The organism is Glacieibacterium sp. (genome assembly GCF_965200405.1).
Classification (GTDB): domain Bacteria; phylum Pseudomonadota; class Alphaproteobacteria; order Sphingomonadales; family Sphingomonadaceae; genus Glacieibacterium.
Genome location: NZ_OZ241356.1, coordinates 99,343 through 121,412, shown reverse-complemented (window position 1 = coordinate 121,412; position 22,070 = coordinate 99,343). Strand labels below are relative to the sequence as shown.

Here is a 22,070-nt window from a genome sequence, read left to right as displayed (position 1 = left end):
ATCCGCGGTCCCGCCCGACTAAACCGAACGTGGACGGCTCTCGATCACGCTGAACAGGCCGACACCGCCGAGAACGCAGATCGTGCCGACGGCCTCGGGCCAGCCAAAGGGCTCGCCCAGCACCATGATCGCGAGGCCGATCGTTACCACCGGGCTGATCGTTGAAACGATGGCGGTGCCTTGCGCGCCGATTCTCCCGGTGCCCGCCGACATCAGGAAGGCGGGAACGATTGTGGCGAACGCGGCGAGTGCCACGATCAGTGCCCAAGCGCCCTGCGGCGGCACGAGCGCCGCTGCGGGGTGCGTCAGAAAGAAGCCGACCAGTGCCGCGACCCCGGCCGCGCTCATTGCGATGGCGGTGAACAGGGATGGCCCGCAACGCATGATCAACTCGCGCGCGAACAGCTGGTACAGGGCGAAGGTCACTGCCGCGATCGCCACGAACGCGCCGCCGATCAGCGCCGCTGTTCCCAGCCGCGTCGGCTCGCCGGCAAACATCACGAACAGGCCGACATAGCTGAGGCCGGCACCCAGCAGCGCGTGCGCGCGAAGGGGATGTCCGAGCAGCAGTCGACCGAACATGATTACCAGGAACGGATAGGTGAACAGGATCAGACGCTCGATTTGCGCATCGAGCGTCTGAAGTCCCTGAAAGTCGAGCCAGGAGGAGACGTAATAGCCGATAATGCCGACGAGCATGGCCAGTCCGATGGTGCGGGCATCGGGCCGGGCCTCCCGTTCCAGTTGCTGCCAGCGATGAGCGCCGACGAGTGCGAACACCGGCACGGCCAACACCATCCGCATCGCGAGTAGGCTCGTCGTGTCGATGCCATAGCGGTAGATCAGTTTGATCAGTACGCCCTTGATCGCAAATAGCATCGCGCCCGCCGCTGACAGAGCGAAACCGGCGACACGCCACAAGGGCGGATGTGGATCGTCCATCTTCAGAAACCGATCGGGTGAAACATCGACAGCAGGCGCAAAGCGGACAGCGCGAGTGGCTCTTTGCTGCGTAGAGTCGACTAGCCGCTCGGAATGGTCCGCGCCAGTATCGAGCTATGTCGCCGCGTTGCTCGCTGTCTCAAACTTGCAGGTCGTTCCTCGCCTCGAACGTGGACATTCCCGCAACTTCCCTGAGCTGCCTTGGCGATAGAGTGTTGAACGGCCTTCGACATTGTTGCCATGATCTGGCGGCCAGACTTGACGGACGGGCGCGGAGATGCCGGCATGAGCCATGAAGGAAGCTGCCACTGCGGGGCGATCCGCATTGTCATCGAAGCCGATCCGGTCGACGCCAGCGAGTGTAATTGCTCGATCTGCCGGCGGACCGGTGCCCTCTGGACTTACAGTCCGCCAGGCAAAGTACAGGTCACGGGGGTGGGCGCAGGCTATGTGCAGGGCGATGCCACCCTGACGTTGTGGCATTGCGAAACCTGCGGCGTCGTCACCCACTGGAGCGCGTTCGATCCAGAGTATAAGCGGATGGGGATCAATCTCAGGTTGTTCGACCCGGAGTTGTGGAGCGCGCTGCCTCGCCGGTTCATCGACGGCGCCAGCTGGTAAGGCGGATACTCATAGACCCGAATGCCTCGTCTTGTGCAGTCCCAACGCCCGCCGTGTTGGGTCACCAGAAGCGTTCGACCTCGAGCAATGAACCGTATGTTGCAGCGCCCTGATCGATCAGCCTGCTGCGGTTCGCCGGGATGCTCCAGGCCTCGGGGCATAGATTGCTCAAGCCAAGTCTTTCAAGGACAAGCCGCCCCGTCACCTGGTCGTTGAGATCGCCGAGGATAGTCTGAAATGTCTCCAACGCGTTTCGGAAGCGCTTGTGGCGGCGGGCTGACTTCTTGGCCGGGTACAGCGATTTAAAGAACTCGGTCGCATAGCGCATTTTCTTGGCGTCGATCCGCACCCGATGTCGATCTTCGTCGGAGAGCTCGGCAAAGTGCGTGCCGTTCTTCTTCAATCGCTTGCGCAAGTGTTCGAGCCGGTGGGTCGCGAAGTCGACGACTAGCGGACTCGTATGTGCCTCGTCCTGGATTCCGAGAGTCAGCCATTCGGCAAGGTCGAGCATCAACCGCCGCGTTCGTGGTGCGGCGAGCGTCTCGCCGACCAGCTTATAGGCACCGGCTCGTTCCGTCTGCAGCCGATCGAGCCCACCGATACCCCTCGCCAGTTCGATCAGCACATCGAGATTGCGCGCTTCGCCCAGGACGCCGGACAACCAGCGTAGTTCGGAGCGCAGTCGGTCGTAGCTCTCATCCTCGATCACCGACTTGAAGAGCGACAGTGCCGAACGCAGCCGACGCAGCGCGACGCGTGCCTGATGCAGCGCGTCGGCATCTCCGGTAGCAATCAGGACGGTCTCGTTGAGCCGGTATTGACGCAGGCACGACCAGGCGATCGTCCGGAATGCCGCTGCCGCCGTCATGTCGCTGTCGAGCATTATCGGATCGGCTTTCGACGAGCTGTCCGATGGCGGCGCCAGCAGCAGATAGCCGCGCTCGGCCTTCGACAGGACACCGAGCCGAACGGCGCCGGCCTCGCCGAGCCGGCGTGCGAGTGCGAACAGTGCGGACAGAGCGCCGCTCTTCAGTTCGAGCTCGATCTCACAGATTGGAGCGGAGACATTGTCGGCGATCACGGTGCCTTGGTCGATGACGAACTCGATTGCCGCATCATCGATCGCCGCGAGCATCTTGGTCCGGGTCACGTCCGAGCGGAACACCGGCACAATTCGCTTCATTGCCTTCTTGCCGAACCTCGCCGTGAGCTCGCTTCGCGCGTCGTCGAGGTCGGGCGTGTCGCCCTCGATCTCGATTTCGCATTCCGGTCGATCGAACAGACCTACGCCGCGACTGGCATCGACCTTGACGGTCTGAATCCGACGGTCGCCGTCATGGCGTACCCGCAACGATACGCCGGCTTGGTACAGCATCTGATCGGGCGTATCGAAATAGACCGATGTCAGCATCGTGGCGTGTACTGCGCCGCTGACTTGCGACGCGGCGGTGGCCAACTGCTCGATGTCAGCCGGCGATACTTCGAGCTTGAGCTCGATTTCACGTCCGATCAGCGCTGCGGCATCGTTGGTCGGCATCCTGACAAGCTCCGGATCACCATTTTATGGGGAGATGCCAGTAAGCTTGACCGTAGCGGGGCGCAACCGGCCCCTTCCGCAAGCCCGGGACTGCCCGACCTATGCGAGCTGCCCGGCGGCCGGAATCGCGAATTTGCGGATCGATCGCATTGGACTTGCGGCGTCGGTCCGATCGGCGATCGCCCGAAAGTCGACGTGCACCTGCGACTTGTCGATATCGAGCAGGACGTAGCCGGCGTTGGTCACGTCACTGTAGCGAATGTGCGCATTGTTGCCGGTGGCGTCGCCGAAGCGACCGGGTGGCGGGGAGGCGGCGCCGAGCGCCGATGTCACGATTTCGGTGCCAACGCGCCGGCCGGTCGCATCGTCGAGATCGTTAAGCCAGAAGGAATGCACGTCACCGCTGAGAACGAGCGCGTTGTTGACGGCGGGCTGCCCTAGCTGCCCGAGGAGGCGTGTCCGGTTGGCGGCATAGCCATCCCATTGGTCGCTGAACACTGCCCGGTGGCCGCCATCGAGGTACAGCGGCGCGAAGAACACCTGCTGGGCGATGACTGTCCATGCCCGGCGGTTGGCAGCAAGACGATCCGCCAGCCATCGCTCCTGGACAGCGCCCATGATTGTCCGTCCCGGCGCAGCGGCATCGGCGCAGCCTTCGAGCCGGACATTGCGGGCGACAGCGGGTGCAGCGCAGGGCGGGTCGCTTCGATATTGCCGCGTGTCGAGCACCGACAACGAGGCGAGATCGCCCCAGTCGAGCGCCCGGTACAGCCTTGGCGACTGTCGTCCGCGCCACAGGCTCGGCCGGATCGGCATGTGTTCGAAATAGGCCTGGTAGGCGGCGGCGCGGCGCGGTGCGAACAGCGCGGCGGGCAGGCCGTCGCGATTGGCCAGATTGGCATAATCGTTGAGCACCTCGTGATCGTCCCAGGTCACCAACCACGGCGCGGCGCGGTGTGCCGCCTGCAAATCGGGATCGGTCTTGTAGAGGGCATGCCGGCGGCGATAGCCCTCCAGGTCACGAGGCTCCGGCGCCCCGAACGCGCGGACCTTCGCCTGGCCCTCGTAGGACTGCTCGTAGATGTAGTCGCCAAGCTGGAGGATCAGGTCGGGGTTCGCCGCGACGATATCGCGATAGGCGCCGAACCGGGCTTGCTCCCAATGCTGGCAGGAGGTCACGGCCAGCCTCAGCGTCGATACCAGGCGCGGAACTGTCGTTGCCCGGCCGGCGGGGCTCGTGGCGCCAAGCGCGTGGAAGCGATACCAGTAGGGGCGCCCCGACGGCAGCGCGCTCACCTCGATATGGACGGCATGCGCGGCCTCGGGGCGCGCAAGGCCGCGCAGCGAGCGGACGATGCGGCGAAAGCCGGGATCGGCCGCAATCTCGCAGCGAACGATGACGGCGCCGGCCTGCAGCGGCTCGGTCGCTGGCCCGACCAGGCGTGTCCAGAGCACGAACCCGTCGAGATCCGGGTCACCGCTGGCAACACCCAGTCCGAACGGATCGACCGTCGTCCGCGCGCCCGGATCGGCCGCAATCGCCGGAACTGCCGATAGAGCCACCATTGCGGCAAGCACCGCGCGGCGGTGCCAAAGCATGGCTGGCGGGGAAAACGTCATGGCCGATCCTATCGCGCGGATATGTCGGCGCGGTGACACACGGCTGCAGCGTCGCGGACATGTCTCGAACCCGTAACACGACTGTCGTGATCGACGTCTAGCGACACGACCATGCGGCGCTACCTCGCCGAAGGATAATAGATGAATTACAAACTGTTGCTCGGCGCCGCCTGCATCGCCGCCGTCCTGCCCACGCTTGGTAACGCCCAGGTGACGACTGCCGGTGAGACGCCCAGCGCCGCGACTGCTAGCGCCGCCGAAGCGGACGCTGCCGATCAGGAAATCGTCGTCTACGGCAGCGGCAAGGTCCGGCAGGAACAGAGCCTGTCGGCCAAGGCTATCGAAATCCTGCCGCCGGGTAGTTCACCGCTCAAGGCCGTGGCGCGGCTCCCCGGCGTCGCGCTGCAAAGCTCGGATCCCTTCGGCAGCTATGAGCTCGGTACCCGCCTGTCGGTACGCGGCTTCAACCAGAGCCAGATGGGCTACACGCTCGACGGCGTGCCGCTCGGCGACATGTTCTACAACAACCATAACGGCCTGCACGTCAGCCGCGCGATCGCTGCGGAGAACATCGCCGGCGTCGACGTTTCGCAGGGTGCGGGTGGCCTCGGCATCGCCTCGACCAGCAATCTCGGCGGCAATCTCGAATTCAGGTCGCGCGCGCCGACGGAGGCATTCGGCGGCGAGATCGATGCGACCTACGGCATGAATGACACGATTCACGTGTTCGCCCGCCTCGACAGTGGGGAACTGCCCAGCGGTACCCGGCTGTCACTCTCGGGCGTGTTCCATGATGCCGACAAGTGGAAGGGCTACGGCAAGCAGACCGACCGGAAGGTCAATGTGAAGCTGCAGCAGGCCATCGGTGACGCGTCGCTGACCGGCTGGGTCAATTATTCGCTTCACAGGGAACGCAACTACGTCGACCTGTCTCCGGCAACCCTGTCCCGGCTTGGGTACGATCTCGACTTTCTCCAGCCGGATTTCGCCACGGCGGTGCTGCTGTCGCAGGTCAGTGCGAACCAGACCGCCAACGCGGCCAAACGCCCCCTACCGTTTCCAACAGCGGGCGTGGTTTTTCCCAGCCCCTACAAGAATGTCAACGATACCTATTACGACAGCGGCGGCTTCCGTCGCGACGTCCTCGGCGCCCTGACGCTCAAGCTGCCGGTCAACGACTGGCTCGATGCGTCGGCGACCTATTATCATCACTACGATCGTGGCAGCGGCGGCATCTATACTCCGGCAGTGTTCAGCCCGGACGGTTTTCCGCTTTCCGTGCGCACCACGGAATATGCGATCAACCGCGACGGCGGCCTCGCCAACCTGACCGCGCGCCTCGGCAATCACACGCTCCAACTCGGCTATTGGCACGAAGACAACAAGGCCAGCACCGATCGCAGTTACTATGCCGTCAGCCAGACCAACCGGCCCGACGTCACCGAGTTGCTGCAAAATCCATTCCGCAGCGACTTCCTGACCGACCTGACCACCGTGACCAACCAGTATTTCGTCAGCGACAGCTGGCAGCTCGGCGATGCACTGACGGTCGCCGGCGGCTTCAAGGGGGCTCGCGTCGAGAACGGCATCACTACCACCTTCGGCACGCCGTTCATCAACGGCAAGATCGCGGCGAAGGACTGGTTCCAGCCACAGGTGGGTGCAACCTACAAGATCGGCAGCCAGGAACTGTTCGCCAACTACGCCGAAAACATGCGCGCCTATATCAGCTCGTTCCGAGGACCTTTCGGGACGACCCAGGTCGGCTTCGAAGCGATCCGCGGCGTCCTCAAGCCCGAGACGTCGCGCACGATCGAAGGCGGCTGGCGCTTCGACCTCGGTCCGGTCCGCGGCGTCGTCGCCCTGTACGACGTCAAGTTCAAGAACCGGCTGCTCGCGGCGTTCAGCGGTGCCAACATCCTCGGCAATCCAAGCATCCTGCAGAATGTCGGCAGCGTCACCAGCCGCGGCGTCGAAGTCGGCGCAACTTACCGGATCGCGCGCCCGCTTTCGCTGATCGCCTCCTATTCCTACAACGACAGCACCTACGACGATAACACGGTCAATGGCGCTCTGCAGGTCAAGACCAAGGGTGTCCGCACCGTCGATACGCCCGCCCATCTCGCCAAGGGTGAGATCAACTATGATGACGGGCAAGTATTCGGCAACTTTGCCGCCGCCTACACATCACGTCGCAACGTCACCTATACGGGCGACGTCACCGTCGCGGGCTTCACCCTGTTCGACGCCGCGCTCGGCTATCGCTTTCCTTCGACCAGCCGGCTGTCGGGCGTCGAAATCCAGCTGAATGCCGTCAATCTGCTGAACAAGAACTATATTGCCGCCCTTGGCTCGGGCCAGTTCTTCAACGATGCGACGTCGTTGAACAACACGATGCAGGCCGGTTCACCCCGGCAGGTGTTCGGCACGATCCGCACCCGCTTCTGAGGACAAGGCGGCCGCTGTCCGGCGGTTGCTCCTGGCGCGACGATGTGACTGGCAAACCACAGCGGCTGTTAATCATGTCGTCGCCCAAGATGGTGATTGCCACGCAAGCTCTGAATCCTAATCATCCGATCTAGGCTCACGCGCCCTTCGGAGACCCAGGATGTCGATCAAGTCGTTGCTACTTTGCGCGGTTGTCTCTCCGGTACTGCTGATAAATCCCGCAGGAGCCGCGGCGCAGGCGACCAAGGTCGGACCCGCTGCCGCCGCCGGCTCTAATGCCGTCGCTGGCCCAGACGGTTCGGCCGTTGCCGGAACCGACGACGCGGAGATGATCGTCGTCACGGGTTCACGCATTCGGCAAAACCCGCTGAACCAGGACTCGCCCGTGGTCGTGCTCGACCAATCGGCGCTGGCGCAGACCGGCCTGTCGTCGGTGGCGGACATCCTCCAGCGGCTGCCCAGCGCGGCCGGCGGGCTCAACACCAAAAACAACAGCTCGGGAAACCTCGGCAACCCGCCGGACGGCGGCGGCGTCGGCGCCGGTTCGGCCGAGATCGACCTGCGTTATCTCAGCGCCAAGCGTACCCTCGTGCTCGTCGATGGCATGCGCTACGTCAACGGCACCAGCGGCAGCGGCATCCCGGCGACTGTCGACCTCAACACCATTCCCGCCAACTCGATCGCGCGGATCGAAGTGCTGCAGTCGGGCGCCTCGTCGCTGTACGGGTCCGACGCAATCGCGGGCGTCGTCAACATCATCACCGTCGCCCAGCAGGAAGGCCTGCGCGCCTCCGCCCAGTTCGGCACCTTCCGGGCAGGCGACGGTCACACCCAGGACTACAGCGCCAGCTATGGCATCAAGGGCCCGACCACCAACGTCGTGTTCGGCGGCAGCTATGTGAAGCAGGAGGCGGTGCGCTCCGGCAACCGCTCGATCTCGTTGTTCCCCAACCCGGGCCAGACAAGCTGCGCCGATGCGGTCGGTGGCTGCAGCAGCGCCGCGGTCAACGGGCGGTTCGACACCCGTACCAGTGTCGGCGCGATCCCCGGCACGCCGTTCGGCAATTTCACCATCTCTGGTCCGCCCGACAACACACCGACACTGGGCGAATTGCGGCCATTCACCGTCAACGACCGCTTCAACTTCGCGCCGTTCAACTACCTGCTGACGCCATCGGAGCGCTACGGCGCCTGGGTGAGCTTCAAGCAGGAGCTCGGCTCGAACGTCAATTTGCGGGTCAAGGCGCAATACAACCGCCGCACGTCGCAGAACCAGGCGGCGTTCGAGCCCCTGTTCATCGGGCCAGACGCCGGCAATGGCGCCGGCAGCCGCTTCGACACGCTGTCGATCGACGCGACCAATCCGTACAACCCGTTCGGCGTGACGCTGGAATCCGGGCTCAATGCGGACGGCACGTTGAACGGCCGTCAGCAGAACTATTCGGCGGTCTATCGGCGCCTCGTCGAGGCCGGCCAGCGTACCTTCAACCAGCGCGTCGACACGATGTCGACGACCGCGACCCTCGACGGCTCGTTCAATATTGGCGAGCGCAAATGGTATTGGGACGCCAACGCCAACATCGGCTTCAACGACGCCAAGCAGAGCTTCACCGGCAACGTCCGTGCCGACCGCGTCGCCCAGGCGCTGGGGCCGGTGTCGCTGTGCACCGCGCCGTGCGTGCCGTTGAACGTCTTCGGCGGCAACGGCTCGATCACCGCCGACCAGCTCGCCTTCATCGCCTTCACCGAGCATGACCGCAGCAGCCAGCACCTTGCTGACTTTACCGCCAACATCAGCGGCGACCTATTCGACCTGCCTGCCGGCCCAGTCGGCCTGGCGTTCGGCTATGAGCACCGCATCCAGAGCGCCAGCTTCGATCCCGATCCCATCGTCGCTGCCGGCCTCGGCGCCGACATCCCGTCTCAGCCGGCGCGCGGTCGCTACAATTCGGACGAGGCCTATGCCGAAGTCCGGGTGCCGCTGCTCAAGGACTCGCCGTTCTTCTACTCGCTGGAGGCGACCGGCTCGGTCCGTCACGCGCGCTACTCGATCAGCGGCAACAGCACGACCTACACCGGCGCCGGGCTGTGGAAGCCGGTCGAGGACCTGCTGCTGCGCGGTTCCTATGCAACGGGCTTCCGCGCCCCGAGTCTCGGCGAATTGTTCGGCGGCCGCTCGCGCTTCGACCTGCCGGCCAACGATCCCTGCACCAGCGCTGCCGGTGGCCTGTTCCAGTCGAATGCCACCGTCCGCGCCAATTGCATCGCCAACGGCGTTCCGGCCAGCGGCAGCTATGCCGAGGATCAGGGCGGCCAGCTGCCCGTCATCACCCAGGGCAACCAGAATCTGAGGGCGGAGAAGTCGCGCAGCATGTTGTTCGGCGGCGTCTATGCACCGCAATGGGCGCGCAACTCGGGCTTCGCCAGCAACTTCAGCATCGAGGCCAACTACTACGACATCCGGGTCCGCGACGCGATCGGCGCGGTCGACGCCAATCTGACGCTCAACAACTGTGCCTTGAACGGAGATGCGGCGAGCTGCGCCCTCGTCATCCGGACCGCCAGCGGCTTCGTCAACGCCATTAACGGCACGCTGCAGAACCTTGACAGCATCCGCACCCAGGGCGTCGACCTGACCGTCAACTACCGCACCCCGGGCACGCCACTCGGCATGTTCGGCCTGTCGGCCAATGCGACCTGGCTGACCAAATATGTCCTGACGGCATCGAACGGCTTCATCGTCATCGACCGCAAGGGCACCGAGCGCGGCAGTCCCGACCAGGCCTTTCCCAAGTTCAAGGGCAATGCCACCATCGACTGGTCGCTGGGCGACTTTGCGGCGTCGTTCACCGGCCGCTACGTCGATGGCGTCCGCGAAAGCGTCAACGACAACTTCATGAAGCACCGCTTCTACGGCGACGCGCAGATCAGCTTCGCACCAAGCTTCGCGGACCGCCGCCTGGCCTTCACGGTCGGTGTCAACAACGTCTTTAACACCGACCCGCCGGCCTGCTCGAGCTGCAGCCTGAACAATTACGATCCGACCACCTACGATGTGCCCGGGCAGTTCGGTTACCTGCGCGTTTCCTACAAGATGTAGCTGCGGTGCCGGTCTGGAGGTCGCACGACCTCCAGACCGGCAGGGTCCAGCCTTACGAGGACGCTGGTTCGCCGAATGCCATTGAGCGATCGCCGTTTTTGCTCGCCTTGGCCGGCCGGGACGAGCGGCTTGTCTGCAACGCGATCGCCACCGCGAGAAGGACAGGGACCGGCCACATCCGGGCGTACATGTGCGGGCTTGCGGTCGAGAAGACGATGAACGTCGACAATACCGACAGCGACGTTGCGGCTGCCAGTCGGTCGCGGCGAAATGCCGACAAAGCCGACGCCAGCAACACCCCGAGCATGCCGAACCAGCCGATCAGCGAGATCAATCCGCCTTCGACCCATAGGAGCAGGTACATGTTGTGCACCGGCGCCTTCAATGGGCTGACGACCCGGAACTGGTCTGCTCCGACCCCGACGATCATGTTGTCCTGAGCCAGTTCCCAGGCATTGCGGATCAGGGCCACTCGGCCGCCAAAGGTACCGGCTTGTTCGATGTTGCCCGATTCCAGCGCGTTGCCGACGCGCTTCTGGAAGACCGCGGGAAGTTCATAGCCAGCCTCCAGGCCGACCCCTACGAGCAGCACCGCCGCGACCAACACCTTCCAATCAAGCCGCAAACCGCCGACCACCGCGTAAATCGGCAAAGCGGTCGCGGCACTGGTGAATGCGGTGAACGATGCCGACAGCAGCAAGCCGAGGAGCAGCGCCAGCGCACTCGCGGCAGCGATAAGCTTGCCGATGATGCGCTTGAAATACAGGTAGTAGACGAAGGGAAGCGCCATCGCGACGACCGCACCATTCCAGTTGGCGTCCGCCGTGAACGCGCCGAGGCGCCGGCCACCGGTCAGGAAATCTAGACCAAAGGTATGCCGCGCCGATTGAAACGATCCGGTGTAGAGAAAATAGACCAGCGCGCCGACCACTTCCATGACGACCGCACCAGCGACGAGGTACTTCACCAACGTGGTCGTGTAGAGCCGACCGTGACCGATCAGCACGGATGGCAGGACGATCCAGGCAAAGGTGTACTGGACGGCGACGATACTCCAGCGGTCGGGATCGCTGCTGGTCAACGAGCCTGCCAGAAGCCCCGCGAGCATCAAGCCGACAGCGCACAACCAGACTGGCGAGAGGTCGCCAAAGGGCCGCAGGGGAAAGCGGCCGGTGATGGCCAAGGCGGTTATGGTGAAGATGAACAGGACGTCGCTGGCCGTGAACATGATGCTCTCGACGGGCCGGAACGTCAGGTAGGACGACAGGAATACGGCTGCCGCCGTCACGATCGAGGCGCGCGGCAGCGTCGTTGCAGCCGTAGTGTTCATGTGTTCGCTTGCTTTCCATCGCCGGCATCGCGGTAGATGCGCTGACGAAAATACCAGGCATAGGGCGCGCGCTCGAGGGTCAGGTGGACGAAGTGGCTGACGACGAACGACAGGACGACCACCACCGCACCGAACAATGTCATCGAACGCGCGATGTCGGGGCCGAACCATTTAAGGTGCGAGAACGCTGTGCGTACGCCGAAGTAGATGTATGGATGAACGAGATAAAGGCTGTAGCTGATCGTGCCGACGTAGCGTGCCACCCGATTATCCATGATGGCATTCGTCGCGCTACCGGGAGCTACGGCAAGGTAGAAGAAGCATCCGGTCACCAGGATCAAGGGGATGACGACCGGATCCTGGAAGTCGGTCCAATGATATTCGAAATGCGCCCGGCTGGCGAGCCAGATCAGCGCGAAGAAGCAGCAGCATTCAAGGCCGCGCTGCAGGCCGCGGCTGAGGGGTGCGGCGGGATAAAGATATCGCACCAGGACACCGACCATGAAGTAGACGGCGATCGGAAAGTACATGGCGAACACTGCAGCCGCCACTATTGCGATCCCGCTGAGTAGCGGGATCTTGTGCCTTATCGTGAAGTGCATGATTGCACAGGTCAGGACGTAGAAGACCACTTCGAACGTCAGGCTCCAGGCATTGGGGGTCAGCTGCTCGGTGCCCGTGAACAGATTGGTAAACAGCAGGCCGGAGACAATCGCGCCGAGATTGTTGATCTTAGGATAGCTGTTCGTCATCGCATTTATGGCGATGAAGAAGAGCGATAGCACGAAGAACAACGGGTAGATCCGCAGGAAGCGTCGCAGGGCAAAGTCGCCCGGTCGGTATTTCAGCGCGCTCGGAACGATCACGAATCCGCTGATCACGAAGAATAGTTGGACACCGAAGGTGCCCAGGTACCAGGGATGCCTGGTCGCCAGCACGTAGGACAGGTCGTCCGGATATATGTGCCGCGCCGTACCGCCGATGATATGGGCCATCAAAACCATGACCGAGGCGAGGCCCCGCAGGCCATGTGCGGCGACGTTGAACTCCTCCTTCGAGCGTTGCGGTCGCGGCGAAGTCAGCGCATCCGCGCGGTCGGCCCGCAGTTCGCCGGCGATTGCAAAGATTGCCTTCTGTCCCATCCTACCCCGGAAGGCCCTGCGCCCATGTTGCGATGGCGTCGGTGTCGGCCATGTCCCGTGACACTAGCTTAGCCGACCGGGCGGGAGCATTGGGCTTTCGAGAATTGCCACGGCTCTTTGGAGGGATGGGGCCGCGCGGCGCGGGTGGCACGCTGCTCGCCACGAGTCTCCAAACGCGCCCCACGATCGTCCGGCCGGCATGAAACGCATAAGCAACTTGTGGGAAAAACCGGCTTTGGCAGGTGCTTTCAGGCGGTTGTGCAGCGCTGACATGACAGCCGTGTAATGTTTGATTGCTAGGCTCCGAAAAGGGAACCGCTCGGCAGAGAATCAAGTCTTAAAGGCAGGTAGGCTCGCCGAAACGGGCCTGGTAACGTCTTGAGGTCCGATTTTGACACGGTCTGTATTCAGAAGCCTGCGCGCGGATTTTCCGGCATCGATCGTCGTATTCCTTGTCGCCTTGCCGCTGTGTCTCGGCGTTGCTCTTGCCTCCGGGGCGCCGCTTTTCTCGGGCGTAATCGCGGGTATCGTCGGTGGCGTAGTCGTCGGCGCATTGTCGAAATCGCCGCTGTCGGTCAGCGGTCCTGCCGCGGGCCTGACCGTGATCGTGTTCGCCGCGATCGAGCGGCTGCCGTCCTATGAGGCATTCCTGCTGGCGGTGATGCTGGCCGGGATAATGCAGATCGGATTGGCCGCGACCCGTTCGGGCGTTGCCGCGGAATTCGTCCCCTCCTCAGTAATCACCGGCATGCTGGCAGCGATCGGCGCAATCCTGATCCTGAAGCAGGTGCCACACGCGCTCGGTTACGACGGTGATTTCGAAGGCAGCTTCGAATTCGTCCAGGCCGATGGCAGCAACACCTTCTCCGCCATCGCGACGGCGGCCCGCGAGCATCTGTCGCCGGGCGCAATATTGATCGCGCTCGCCAGCCTTGCCTTCCTGTTCTGGTGGGACAAGGCGCGTCCCAAGAATGGTCCGTTGCGCTTCGTCCCCGGGCCGCTCGTCGTGGTGCTGATCGGTGTCGGTGGCAACGCGCTGCTCGGGCTGATCAAGCCGAGCTGGCAGCTGGGTACGTCGCATCTTGTGCAGGTGCCGATCGCCAAGAGCTTTGGCGAGTTCACATCGTTCTTCGCGACGCCCGACTTCTCACAGATCGGCAATGGCGCGGTGTGGACCGTCGCGGTGACGCTGGCGATCGTCGCGAGCCTCGAATCCCTCCTCAGCGTCAAGGCCGTCGACGGCCTCGATCCGCAGCGTCGTGTCACGCCCAAGAACTGGGAAATGATGGCGCAGGGTGGCGGCAACATTCTTTCCGGCCTGATCGGCGGCCTGCCGATAACCTCGGTGATCGTGCGCTCCTCGGCGAACGTCGATGCCGGTGCACAGACCAAGGCGTCGTCGATGATGCACGGCGCATGGCTGCTGCTCAGCGTCGCGTTGATCCCGTTCTTGCTCAACCTCATCCCGCTGGCGGCGCTCGCTGCGGTGCTGATCGCGACCGGCTACAAGCTGACCAAGCCCAAGCTGTTCACCGAGCGCTACAAGCAGGGCTGGACCCAGTTCGTGCCGTTCGTCGTCACCATCGTCGCGATCCTGTTCACCGACCTGCTGATCGGTATCGTGATCGGGCTGGGTGTCGGCTTCATCTTCGTCGTGGCGCGCAATTTCCGCTCGGTGATCACCTTCGTCTGCGATGATGGCGACTGCCTGATCCGGGCGCGGCGCAATCTGTACTTCATTCACAAGTACGAGCTGCAAAAGGAGCTGGATCGGGTTCCCGACGGCGCCAACCTGATGATCGACCTATCGTCGACCAATTATGTCGATCTCGACAATGTCGACGTCATCAACGCGTTCATCAAGGGCGCAGCGTATCGCGGTATCAACGTCACGGTGCGCGGCGACATCGCCGAGCGCAGTGCCCCGATGATTAACGCGCAGACTTTGGGAATCCGCTTCACATGAAAAGCTACAAGCAGTTGCTGCTGGCGAACCGCGCCTGGGCGATCGAGCTCGTCGAGGAAAAGCCCGATTTTTTCGAGCGCCAGACCCAAGGCCAGAAGCCGGAGTTCCTGTGGATCGGCTGCTCCGACAGTCGCGTGAGCCCAGAACAGATGACGATGACCCAACCCGGCGGCATGTTCCTCCACCGGAATGTCGCGAACCTCGTCAATGACGACGACCTCAACCTGATGTCGGTGCTGCAATATGCAGTCACGGTGCTGGGCGTTAAGCATCTCATCGTCTGCGGTCATTATGGCTGCGGCGGGGTCAAGGCGGCGCTCGACGGTGGCACGTCCGGGCCGGTCGACCAGTGGCTGCAGAATGCGCGCAACGTCGCTGCCGATCATTGGGAGGAACTGGGCAACCAGCCGACGCAGGAGGCCAAGACCAACCGCCTCGTCGAATTCAACGTGCGCGACCAACTCGTGAACCTTGCGCGCACGGCCACGGTTCAGGACGCTTTCGCCAGGAAGCAGGATCTCTGGCTACACGGCTGGGTCTACGATATTCGCGACGGCCGCATCAAACCCCTGATGGAAATCGACCATGCAACGGTGCTGGAAGCCGTGCCGCACCCGCCGCGCGTATTGCTGACGGACGACGAAATCAGGACTGCGCCGCAGACGGTAGATTATTGAGGGCAGGGGGGCTGTCTCCGGCCGATCCGGGGCGCTGACGTAGAGCAGCTTCGCCAAGCGAGGCTGCCCTAAGGTCGGGCTAGATCAGCGATTTGGCATTCTTCAGGACCATGTCGCAGACTTTGGATTTCATCTTGCCCTTGAGGCTGTCTAGCGACAGCGCCGAACGACCCGCACCGAGTTGTCCAGCTTCTCCGGCCTGATAATCGGTCGATGAGGTGACGCCCGACTTGCCGGTCAGCTTCGACAGCACCGAACTGGCATCGCCACCGCCGAGAACCTTGTTCTTGATGCAATAGCCAAGGACGCCGGCGGCGTTGCCCGTGCTGACCGACGACATGCTGGGCAGCCCACCGGTCAGCCCCGACAATGATTTGCCGCCGGGGAGGGCAGGGAGTTGCGCCTGCACCGCGGTCGAGCCGCCGACGAGTGCAAGCGACAATGCGGCAACCGATAGAAGGTGTTTCATAACCTCTCCTCAAATCGTGACGCATTGTCTGCTTTCAGGCGTCGGCGATCAACCGCCTTTGTGCCTCCGCATTGCCTATCCGCGCGACACGCGCTGGCGCCCTGGCGTCGCTAGAACATCACCTTGTCGCCGCCCTTGAGGCCGAGCATCGCGCGTGCCTCGACCGGGGTCGCGACCTCGATGTCCAGGGCCTCAAGTATTCCGCGGATCTTGCGGACCTGCTGGGCATTGCTCTCCGCCAATTGGCCCTTGCCGATGTACAGGCTGTCCTCCAGTCCAACCCGGACGCTGCCGCCGACCAATGCCGATTGAGCCAGGAACTTCATCTGCGGGCGGCCCACGGCAAAGCACGACAGGATATAGTCGTCGCCGAACAGGCGGTCGGCGGTTTGCTTCATCAGCATGAAATTCTCGAGGTCGGCACCGATGCCGCCGAGGATGCCGAAGATGCACTGGATCAGGAACGGCGCCTTGATCAGCCCGGCGTCGGCGAAGTGCTTGACGGTGTACAGGTGACCGACGTCGTAGCACTCATACTCGAACCGGGTGCCATGACCCTGGCCAAGCTCGACCATGATGCGCTCGATCAGCGCGAAGTTATGATTGGCGGGAAAGCGCTTGCTGCCAAGCATCAATTCACGTTCCCAGTCGTGCTGCCAGTCGAACTTGTCGGCGAGGCCGAAGAAGCCGAAGTTCATCGAACCCATGTTGAGCGAGGTCATCTCGGGGCTGGCGCGCAATGGACCGGCCATCCGGTCTTCCTCCGAAAAGCCCGGCGCACCGCCGGTGGTGATGTTTATGACGACATCGCTCGCCTGTTTGATGCGCGGCAGGAACTGCATGTACAGTTCAGGATCGGGAGAAGGCCGGCCGTCGCGCGGGTCGCGGGCATGAAGGTGAAGGATCGCGGCACCCGCTTCCGCCGCCTCGATCGCCTGCTCGGCAATCTGGTCCGGCGTGATCGGCAGGTAGGGCGACATCGACGGCGTGTGGATCGAGCCGGTGACGGCACAGGTGATGATTGCCTTGTCGGTCTTTTTCACTGGATCGGTCCTGTTATGCGGAGGTTGCGGTGGCGGCGGCGCGCTGGAAAGGGCGCCGGCTGGCGAGAGCGAAAACGGTTCCGATCACCGCGACAATCGGGATGACGAGCATCAGCGAGCGGTCGAGCGCCAGCGGTGTGCCGAAGACCGTGTCGGTGACGAAGCCGATCAGCGGTGGCCCCATGCCGATCCCGATCAACGTGACGGTCGCCAGGAACATCGACGAGACGACGCCGCGCAGCCGGTCGGGGGTCAGCATCTGGACCCCCGCCAGCGAGGCTGGGGCACCCATCGTCACGCCGAAATTCAGGACGCCGTACGCGGCCAGCGACAACGGCAGGCTGCGCGTCGTTCCCAGCACCAGGATCGCCGGGATCGCGCAAACCAGTCCGGCGATCATCACCGGCGCCGCGGGAGCAGGGGCCCCGCGCTTCTGGAACAGGTCGGTCAGGAAGCCGCCGAAAAGATGGCCGAGCGGCGCCGCTACCAGGATGACACTGCCGACCAGCAGCCCGGCCTGCGGCGGCGTCATGTGGAAGATGCGGATATAGAAGGTCGGCGACCAGGCGGCGAGCGACTGGATGATCATCACCACCGCAGTCCCTGCCGCCGTGTGGGTCAGATAGGCCCGACGATAGCGCCTGATATGGGCGAATGCGACGGCGATGCTGGGCTTGACGATGCCGCTGTCGACGCGCGCCGGCTCGCGCACCGTCAGCAAGATCAGCGCCAGCACGATGCCGGGGATCGCCATCAGGACGAAGGTGCCTTGCCAAGGCTGAAGTTGCCCAAGACCGGGGATCGAGATGCCGCCACTCAGCGTCAGCGCGGCAAGGACCGCTCCGCCACCGATCAGCGCAGCGCTTTTGCCCAGCGATGCGCCGGTGGTGAACACCGAGACGGCGCGGCCGAGTTGCTGGCGGGGGAAATAGGCGGCGAGCAGCGACATCGCCGCGGGAACCAGCGCCGCCTCGCCGAAGCCGACGCCGATGCGCGCCATGAACAGCGAGCCGAACGAATTGGCGAGACCGCAGAGCGCCGTGGCGATGCTCCACAGCAGAATGCCCGCGATGATCAGGTTGCGGCGGTTGACGCTGTCGGCCATGCGTCCGAGCGGAACCGCGACCAGCGTGTAGAGGATGACGAAACCGGTGCCTTGCAGCAGCCCCAACTGAGTGTCGCTGACGCCGAGGTCGGCCTTCAGCGGCTCGAGCACGAGGCTCATCAGGAAGCGGTCGATGAACGATACCAGATGCGCCGTCGACAACAGGATCGCGACATACCAGGCGTAGACGCCGGCATTTGCAGACCGCGCCGCCGGCAACGGAACCGACAAGGGAGCGACGGCCGCGGCGTTCATCCTTGCATCGTCGATTGACGTGTCATCGGTTGGCCGCCTCGTTGCTTGCTTGCCGCTGACGGGAAGGAAACACAGATGCTTGGGTGGCGCAAGCTAGATCGTCAACGATCCAGCATAATATGTGGAGGATGCCCGGGAGAATCTTGGATATCGTCGACAATCCAGCGGAAGCAGCCTATTCTTGCTGCAGCAAGGAGATGCACCACTCGGCATGATACAGCATGATCGCCTCTGCCGCTCGCGAGTCTCCGGCCAGCACGGCTTCGGTGATGCGCTGGTAATTCCGGACATACTGGTCGACGTGCTGATCGAGATCGATGGCAGCGGCGAGCAAGCGGTTCCAATATTCGATGTTGAGGGCTCGCAGGACGAAGTCGACATACGGTTTTTCAGCGATAGCGTTGATGAGATAATGATATTCGTTGAGGATCAGGTAGAAGCGGAAACGTGGCGTACCGTCTCCGGCGGCGGTGCGGATTGCCGCCATGGCCAGGCTGACACGCTCGGCATTGTCGCCCTCGAAGATGCGCCGTGCGGCGCTGCGCAACCCGATCGCCGCGACCGGGGCGCTCATTTCATAGACGCCGACCAAATCCTGCTGCGCCATCGGACGCAAGATTGCACCGCGGTCGGGCAGCAACTCGACCAGCCCCTGTCCGGCAAGCACCGCCAGCGCTTCTCGTACCGGTCCTCGACTAAGATCGAGTTGTTCGGCGAGTTCCGACGCGATCAACCGGCTGCCGGGCCGGATCGCTCCGGCATCGAGCTGAGCCATGATCGTCGCGTAGACCTGCTGGACCAGCGAGGTCTTTATTCCCCCGTCGGACGTAAGCTTGGGCGCGCCGAACGGCAGGCTACCGACATAAGTCGCAGAATTGTCGCCGCTTTTCACGGGCTCTACGATCTTCCTGGTCGAGACGGTCTTGCGGGTCACTCCGGTTCCTTGTTCATCTTTTACCAGCCAAAGCCGCAAAGGCTCGATTGTCAACGATTCGCCCGACTGGCGGTATTATGTTCTTCATCGGAGTATCGCTGTGCAACCTGACACATCATTCTACGCCGCGCTTGCCGGCAGGCTCGAAGGCCGCACTGCGGCGATCGTGTTGAGCAGCAAGGACGTATCGCTGACCGGACCCGATCTACTCTCGAAAGTCGAGATATGGGCGGCCGCGCTGGCTGGCAACGGCGTCCAGGCGGGTGACCGGGTTGCCGTGCAGGTCGAGAAATCGATGGAGGTGGTGCTGCTATATCTGGCGGTTTTGCGCCTTGGTGCGGTGTATGTACCGCTCAACACCGCCTATCGCTCGGCCGAGGTCGCCTATTTTCTTGCCGATGCCGAGCCCCGGCTGCTGGTCTGCGATCCCGCCGACGCGGTGGCTCATGCACAGCATGGCGTGTCACTGCTGACGCTCGACAAAAACGGTCGGGGCAGCCTCGCCGACACTGTCGTCGCCGACCATCCCCAGCCACCGCGTCACGCGGCCATCGCCGACGACCTGGCGGCGATCGTCTACACGTCGGGCACGACCGGCCGCTCGAAGGGAGCGATGATCACCCACCGCAACCTGCTTTCGAACGCTCTCGCGCTGATTGCGACATGGCGTATCGATCCCAAGGACACGCTGCTTCACGTCCTGCCACTCTATCACATCCACGGCCTTTTCATCGCGCTCAACACGATGCTGCTGGCGACGGCGCACACCAGGCTGCTGACCGCGTTCGACGCCGAGGCGGTGTTTACCGAACTGCCCGATGCGACCGTGTTCATGGGGGTGCCGACCTACTACACCCGGCTCCTCGCCGATCAGCGCCTCGATCGGTCGACCACTGCTGGCGTCCGGCTGTTCGTCTGCGGATCGGCGCCACTTACCCCCGCCACGTTCGATGCCTTCCACCAACGCACCGGCCAGCAGATTCTCGAGCGTTACGGCATGTCCGAGTGCGGCGTCATCTGCTCGAACCCGATCGATGGACCGCGTCTCGCGGGCGCCGTCGGTCCGCCTCTGCCTGGCACCGAGGTCCGCCTCAGCGGCGGCGGCGAGCGCGGCGTACTGGAGGTTCGTGGCGATAACGTCTGCGCTGGCTATTGGCGCCAGCCCGACAAGACGGCGGCAGAGTTCCTTGGGGACGGCTTTTTCATCACCGGCGATATCGCCACCATCGACGACGATGGCGTCGTCCGCATCGTCGGGCGGGAGAAGGACCTGATCATTTCGGGTGGTCTCAACATCTACCCCAAAGAGATCGAGCTGGTCATCGACCTGCTCGACGAGGTCGACGAGGCGGCGGTGATCGGCCTACCCCATGCCGATTTCGGCGAGGCGGTCATCGCCTTGGTGAGATTGAATCCGGGTGCCAGCCTGGATCAGGCGGCGCTGATCGAGCGGCTGCGGCCGGTGCTGGCCGGGTTCAAGCTGCCCAAGGCTGTGTTCATCGTCGACGAGCTGCCACGCAATGCGATGGGGAAGGTGCAGAAGGCGCTGCTCCGCGAACAGTTCACCAGTCGGTTCAAAGGCTGAGATCATGGCCTTCGCCTGGATGTCCCGCCTGCTCGGTCGCGACCAGAGCCAGCTGCAAAAAGCTATTGAACTGTCGAAGCGGCTGGTCAGCGGGGCAGGGGAGACCGGCGGTACGATCGTCGCGCAGGAATTGGCGAATTGCACCGCGGCGCTCAACGACGAGGAACTGTTCCAGTATTTCCGCTGGCTCGTCGACGATATGGCGCCCGACCAGCCCGTGTTGCTGGTTGCGGCCCAGGCTTATGTGTCCGAACCCAGCACGCTCAACGCGGCGCGATTGACGGAGGCCGCGGAGCCCCGGCGGCAGGAACTGTTGCGGCGGCTCAACACAGCGCCCGGGGGCACGGCACGGATCGTCGCGCTACGCGGCAAGTTGCTCACGCTGCTGAAGGCGCATCCTGAGCTCAAGCCGCTCGACATCGACATGAAGCACCTGCTGGCATCGTGGTTCAATCGCGGCTTCCTCGAGCTGCGTCGTGTCGACTGGAACACGCCGGCGGCTATACTGGAAAAGCTGATCGTCTACGAAGCTGTCCATGCGATCGATGGCTGGGACGATCTCCGGGGCAGGCTGGCGGCGGACCGGCGGTGCTATGGGTTCTTCCACCCGGCGCTACCCGGGGAACCGCTGATCTTCGTCGAGGTCGCGCTGACCAACCGTATCAGCGACGCCATCGCACCGCTGCTCGACCACCCGCCGGCGGGGCGCGAGGCAAGTCCGGAAACTACGGCGATCTTCTACTCGATCAGCAACTGCCAGCCTGGCCTCCGTGGCATCGGCTTCGGCAATTTCCTGATCAAGCAGATCACCCAGAATCTCAGGGCCGAAACGCCGTCGCTGCGCGTCTTCGCCACGCTATCCCCGGTACCAGGCTTCCGGCGGTGGCTGGATGCGGGCGGCCAGCAGCTCGGCACCGGACTGGCCCGGCTATGCGCGATGTACCTGAGCGGCGTGCAGGCCGACGGCACCCCTGGGCCGAGCCGCGATCCAGTCGCCAATTTCCATCTTTCGAACGGTGCGCGTCTCGACCGGATCAACGAGGGCGCCGACCTGTCAGCGAAAGGCCAGGCCGAAAGCTGCGGCGTGATGGTCAACTATCGCTACGTCGCGACCGCAATCGAGGAAAACCACATGGCGTTCGTGGAACGCGGCGAAGTGCGGGTTTCGCCTGCGGTAGCGCGACTTTTAAGATCGTCGACGATCGAGCCTTAAAAGCCAATGCAGAAACAAATATTTCACAAAATCGTCGACGATCCATTGTGTCGCTCGCGAATCTATGTTCCTCTGGCTGTGGG

At 63.5% G+C, this 22,070-nt stretch carries 16 protein-coding genes; 7 read left to right on the top strand and 9 right to left on the bottom strand.

Annotation, left to right across the window (positions count from 1 at the left end):
* Positions 1–18: 18 nt before the first annotated feature.
* On the bottom strand, positions 19–879 hold the full coding sequence (locus tag ACOFKW_RS00485; RefSeq protein ID WP_419815393.1) for a DMT family transporter: 861 nt from the start codon (positions 877–879) through the stop codon (positions 19–21).
* Positions 880–1,182: 303 nt separating this feature from the next.
* On the opposite strand from ACOFKW_RS00485, the gene ACOFKW_RS00480 reads away from it, so the two are divergent.
* The gene (locus ACOFKW_RS00480; protein ID WP_419815392.1) at positions 1,183–1,563 is read left to right on the top strand and encodes a GFA family protein; all 381 of its coding nucleotides are present in this window, start codon (positions 1,183–1,185) and stop codon (positions 1,561–1,563) included.
* 61 nt (positions 1,564–1,624) lie between these two features.
* Here the strand turns inward: ACOFKW_RS00480 and ACOFKW_RS00475 are convergent, their stop codons facing one another.
* Complete coding sequence (locus tag ACOFKW_RS00475) at positions 1,625–3,100, bottom strand: CHAD domain-containing protein (RefSeq protein ID WP_419815391.1); 1,476 nt, start codon at positions 3,098–3,100, stop codon at positions 1,625–1,627.
* Between the two features lie 99 nt (positions 3,101–3,199).
* Positions 3,200–4,720, bottom strand: coding sequence for an alkaline phosphatase D family protein (locus ACOFKW_RS00470; protein WP_419815390.1), 1,521 nt, complete (start codon positions 4,718–4,720; stop codon positions 3,200–3,202).
* Positions 4,721–4,861: 141 nt separating this feature from the next.
* Between ACOFKW_RS00470 and ACOFKW_RS00465 the strand changes: the two genes are divergently transcribed.
* Together ACOFKW_RS00465 and ACOFKW_RS00460 are read left to right on the top strand one after the other, a co-directional pair.
* Complete coding sequence (locus ACOFKW_RS00465; protein WP_419815389.1) at positions 4,862–7,168, top strand: TonB-dependent receptor; 2,307 nt, start codon at positions 4,862–4,864, stop codon at positions 7,166–7,168.
* Between the two features lie 328 nt (positions 7,169–7,496).
* Complete coding sequence (locus ACOFKW_RS00460; protein WP_419815388.1) at positions 7,497–10,268, top strand: TonB-dependent receptor domain-containing protein; 2,772 nt, start codon at positions 7,497–7,499, stop codon at positions 10,266–10,268.
* A gap of 52 nt (positions 10,269–10,320) precedes the next feature.
* Here the strand turns inward: ACOFKW_RS00460 and ACOFKW_RS00455 are convergent, their stop codons facing one another.
* The gene (locus tag ACOFKW_RS00455) at positions 10,321–11,556 is read right to left on the bottom strand and encodes an O-antigen ligase family protein (RefSeq protein ID WP_419815387.1); all 1,236 of its coding nucleotides are present in this window, start codon (positions 11,554–11,556) and stop codon (positions 10,321–10,323) included.
* A 38-nt stretch (positions 11,557–11,594) separates the two neighbouring features.
* Positions 11,595–12,740 (bottom strand): acyltransferase family protein, encoded by a 1,146-nt coding sequence (locus tag ACOFKW_RS00450; protein WP_419815386.1) that lies wholly within the window; start codon positions 12,738–12,740, stop codon positions 11,595–11,597.
* Between the two features lie 460 nt (positions 12,741–13,200).
* Here ACOFKW_RS00450 and ACOFKW_RS00445 point away from each other — a divergent pair, with 460 nt between their 5' ends.
* Both ACOFKW_RS00445 and ACOFKW_RS00440 read left to right on the top strand, forming a co-directional pair.
* Entirely contained in the window at positions 13,201–14,706 is a 1,506-nt protein-coding gene (locus tag ACOFKW_RS00445; RefSeq protein ID WP_419815385.1) for a SulP family inorganic anion transporter, read from the top strand.
* Positions 14,703–15,383 carry a carbonic anhydrase gene (locus tag ACOFKW_RS00440; RefSeq protein ID WP_419815384.1) on the top strand — a complete coding sequence of 227 codons (681 nt, stop codon included), beginning with the start codon at positions 14,703–14,705 and terminating at the stop codon, positions 15,381–15,383. Before ACOFKW_RS00445 ends, ACOFKW_RS00440 begins: the two co-directional genes overlap by 4 nt.
* A 79-nt stretch (positions 15,384–15,462) precedes the next feature.
* Here ACOFKW_RS00440 and ACOFKW_RS00435 read toward each other — a convergent pair whose 3' ends face one another.
* The 4 genes from ACOFKW_RS00435 to ACOFKW_RS00420 all read right to left on the bottom strand — a co-directional run bounded on the left by ACOFKW_RS00435 (position 15,463) and on the right by ACOFKW_RS00420 (position 19,189).
* Positions 15,463–15,852, bottom strand: coding sequence for a DUF2501 domain-containing protein (locus ACOFKW_RS00435; protein WP_419815383.1), 390 nt, complete (start codon positions 15,850–15,852; stop codon positions 15,463–15,465).
* A 110-nt stretch (positions 15,853–15,962) separates the two neighbouring features.
* Positions 15,963–16,895 carry a 3-keto-5-aminohexanoate cleavage protein gene (locus ACOFKW_RS00430; protein WP_419815382.1) on the bottom strand — a complete coding sequence of 311 codons (933 nt, stop codon included), beginning with the start codon at positions 16,893–16,895 and terminating at the stop codon, positions 15,963–15,965.
* A gap of 13 nt (positions 16,896–16,908) precedes the next feature.
* Positions 16,909–18,255 carry an MFS transporter gene (locus ACOFKW_RS00425; RefSeq protein ID WP_419815381.1) on the bottom strand — a complete coding sequence of 449 codons (1,347 nt, stop codon included), beginning with the start codon at positions 18,253–18,255 and terminating at the stop codon, positions 16,909–16,911.
* Between the two features lie 175 nt (positions 18,256–18,430).
* Entirely contained in the window at positions 18,431–19,189 is a 759-nt protein-coding gene (locus tag ACOFKW_RS00420; RefSeq protein WP_419815380.1) for a GntR family transcriptional regulator, read from the bottom strand.
* Between the two features lie 100 nt (positions 19,190–19,289).
* Here ACOFKW_RS00420 and ACOFKW_RS00415 point away from each other — a divergent pair, with 100 nt between their 5' ends.
* Together ACOFKW_RS00415 and ACOFKW_RS00410 are read left to right on the top strand one after the other, a co-directional pair.
* Positions 19,290–20,774 (top strand): AMP-binding protein, encoded by a 1,485-nt coding sequence (locus ACOFKW_RS00415; RefSeq protein WP_419815379.1) that lies wholly within the window; start codon positions 19,290–19,292, stop codon positions 20,772–20,774.
* Positions 20,775–20,778: 4 nt separating this feature from the next.
* Entirely contained in the window at positions 20,779–21,987 is a 1,209-nt protein-coding gene (locus ACOFKW_RS00410; RefSeq protein WP_419815378.1) for a malonyl-CoA decarboxylase domain-containing protein, read from the top strand.
* Positions 21,988–22,070: the final 83 nt, after the last annotated feature.

What these genes read in the sequence shown, in the direction of transcription:
- ACOFKW_RS00485 (WP_419815393.1), bottom strand. Translation starts at nt 879, where the DNA reads ATGCTATTTGCGATCAAGGGCGTACTGATCAAACTGATCTACCGCTAT.
- ACOFKW_RS00480 (WP_419815392.1), top strand. Translation starts at nt 1,183, where the DNA reads ATGATCTGGCGGCCAGACTTGACGGACGGGCGCGGAGATGCCGGCATG.
- ACOFKW_RS00475 (WP_419815391.1), bottom strand. Translation starts at nt 3,100, where the DNA reads ATGCCGACCAACGATGCCGCAGCGCTGATCGGACGTGAAATCGAGCTC.
- ACOFKW_RS00470 (WP_419815390.1), bottom strand. Translation starts at nt 4,720, where the DNA reads ATGACGTTTTCCCCGCCAGCCATGCTTTGGCACCGCCGCGCGGTGCTT.
- ACOFKW_RS00465 (WP_419815389.1), top strand. Translation starts at nt 4,862, where the DNA reads ATGAATTACAAACTGTTGCTCGGCGCCGCCTGCATCGCCGCCGTCCTG.
- ACOFKW_RS00460 (WP_419815388.1), top strand. Translation starts at nt 7,497, where the DNA reads ATGATCGTCGTCACGGGTTCACGCATTCGGCAAAACCCGCTGAACCAG.
- ACOFKW_RS00450 (WP_419815386.1), bottom strand. Translation starts at nt 12,740, where the DNA reads ATGGGACAGAAGGCAATCTTTGCAATCGCCGGCGAACTGCGGGCCGAC.
- ACOFKW_RS00440 (WP_419815384.1), top strand. Translation starts at nt 14,703, where the DNA reads ATGAAAAGCTACAAGCAGTTGCTGCTGGCGAACCGCGCCTGGGCGATC.
- ACOFKW_RS00435 (WP_419815383.1), bottom strand. Translation starts at nt 15,852, where the DNA reads ATGAAACACCTTCTATCGGTTGCCGCATTGTCGCTTGCACTCGTCGGC.
- ACOFKW_RS00425 (WP_419815381.1), bottom strand. Translation starts at nt 18,255, where the DNA reads ATGAACGCCGCGGCCGTCGCTCCCTTGTCGGTTCCGTTGCCGGCGGCG.
- ACOFKW_RS00410 (WP_419815378.1), top strand. Translation starts at nt 20,779, where the DNA reads ATGGCCTTCGCCTGGATGTCCCGCCTGCTCGGTCGCGACCAGAGCCAG.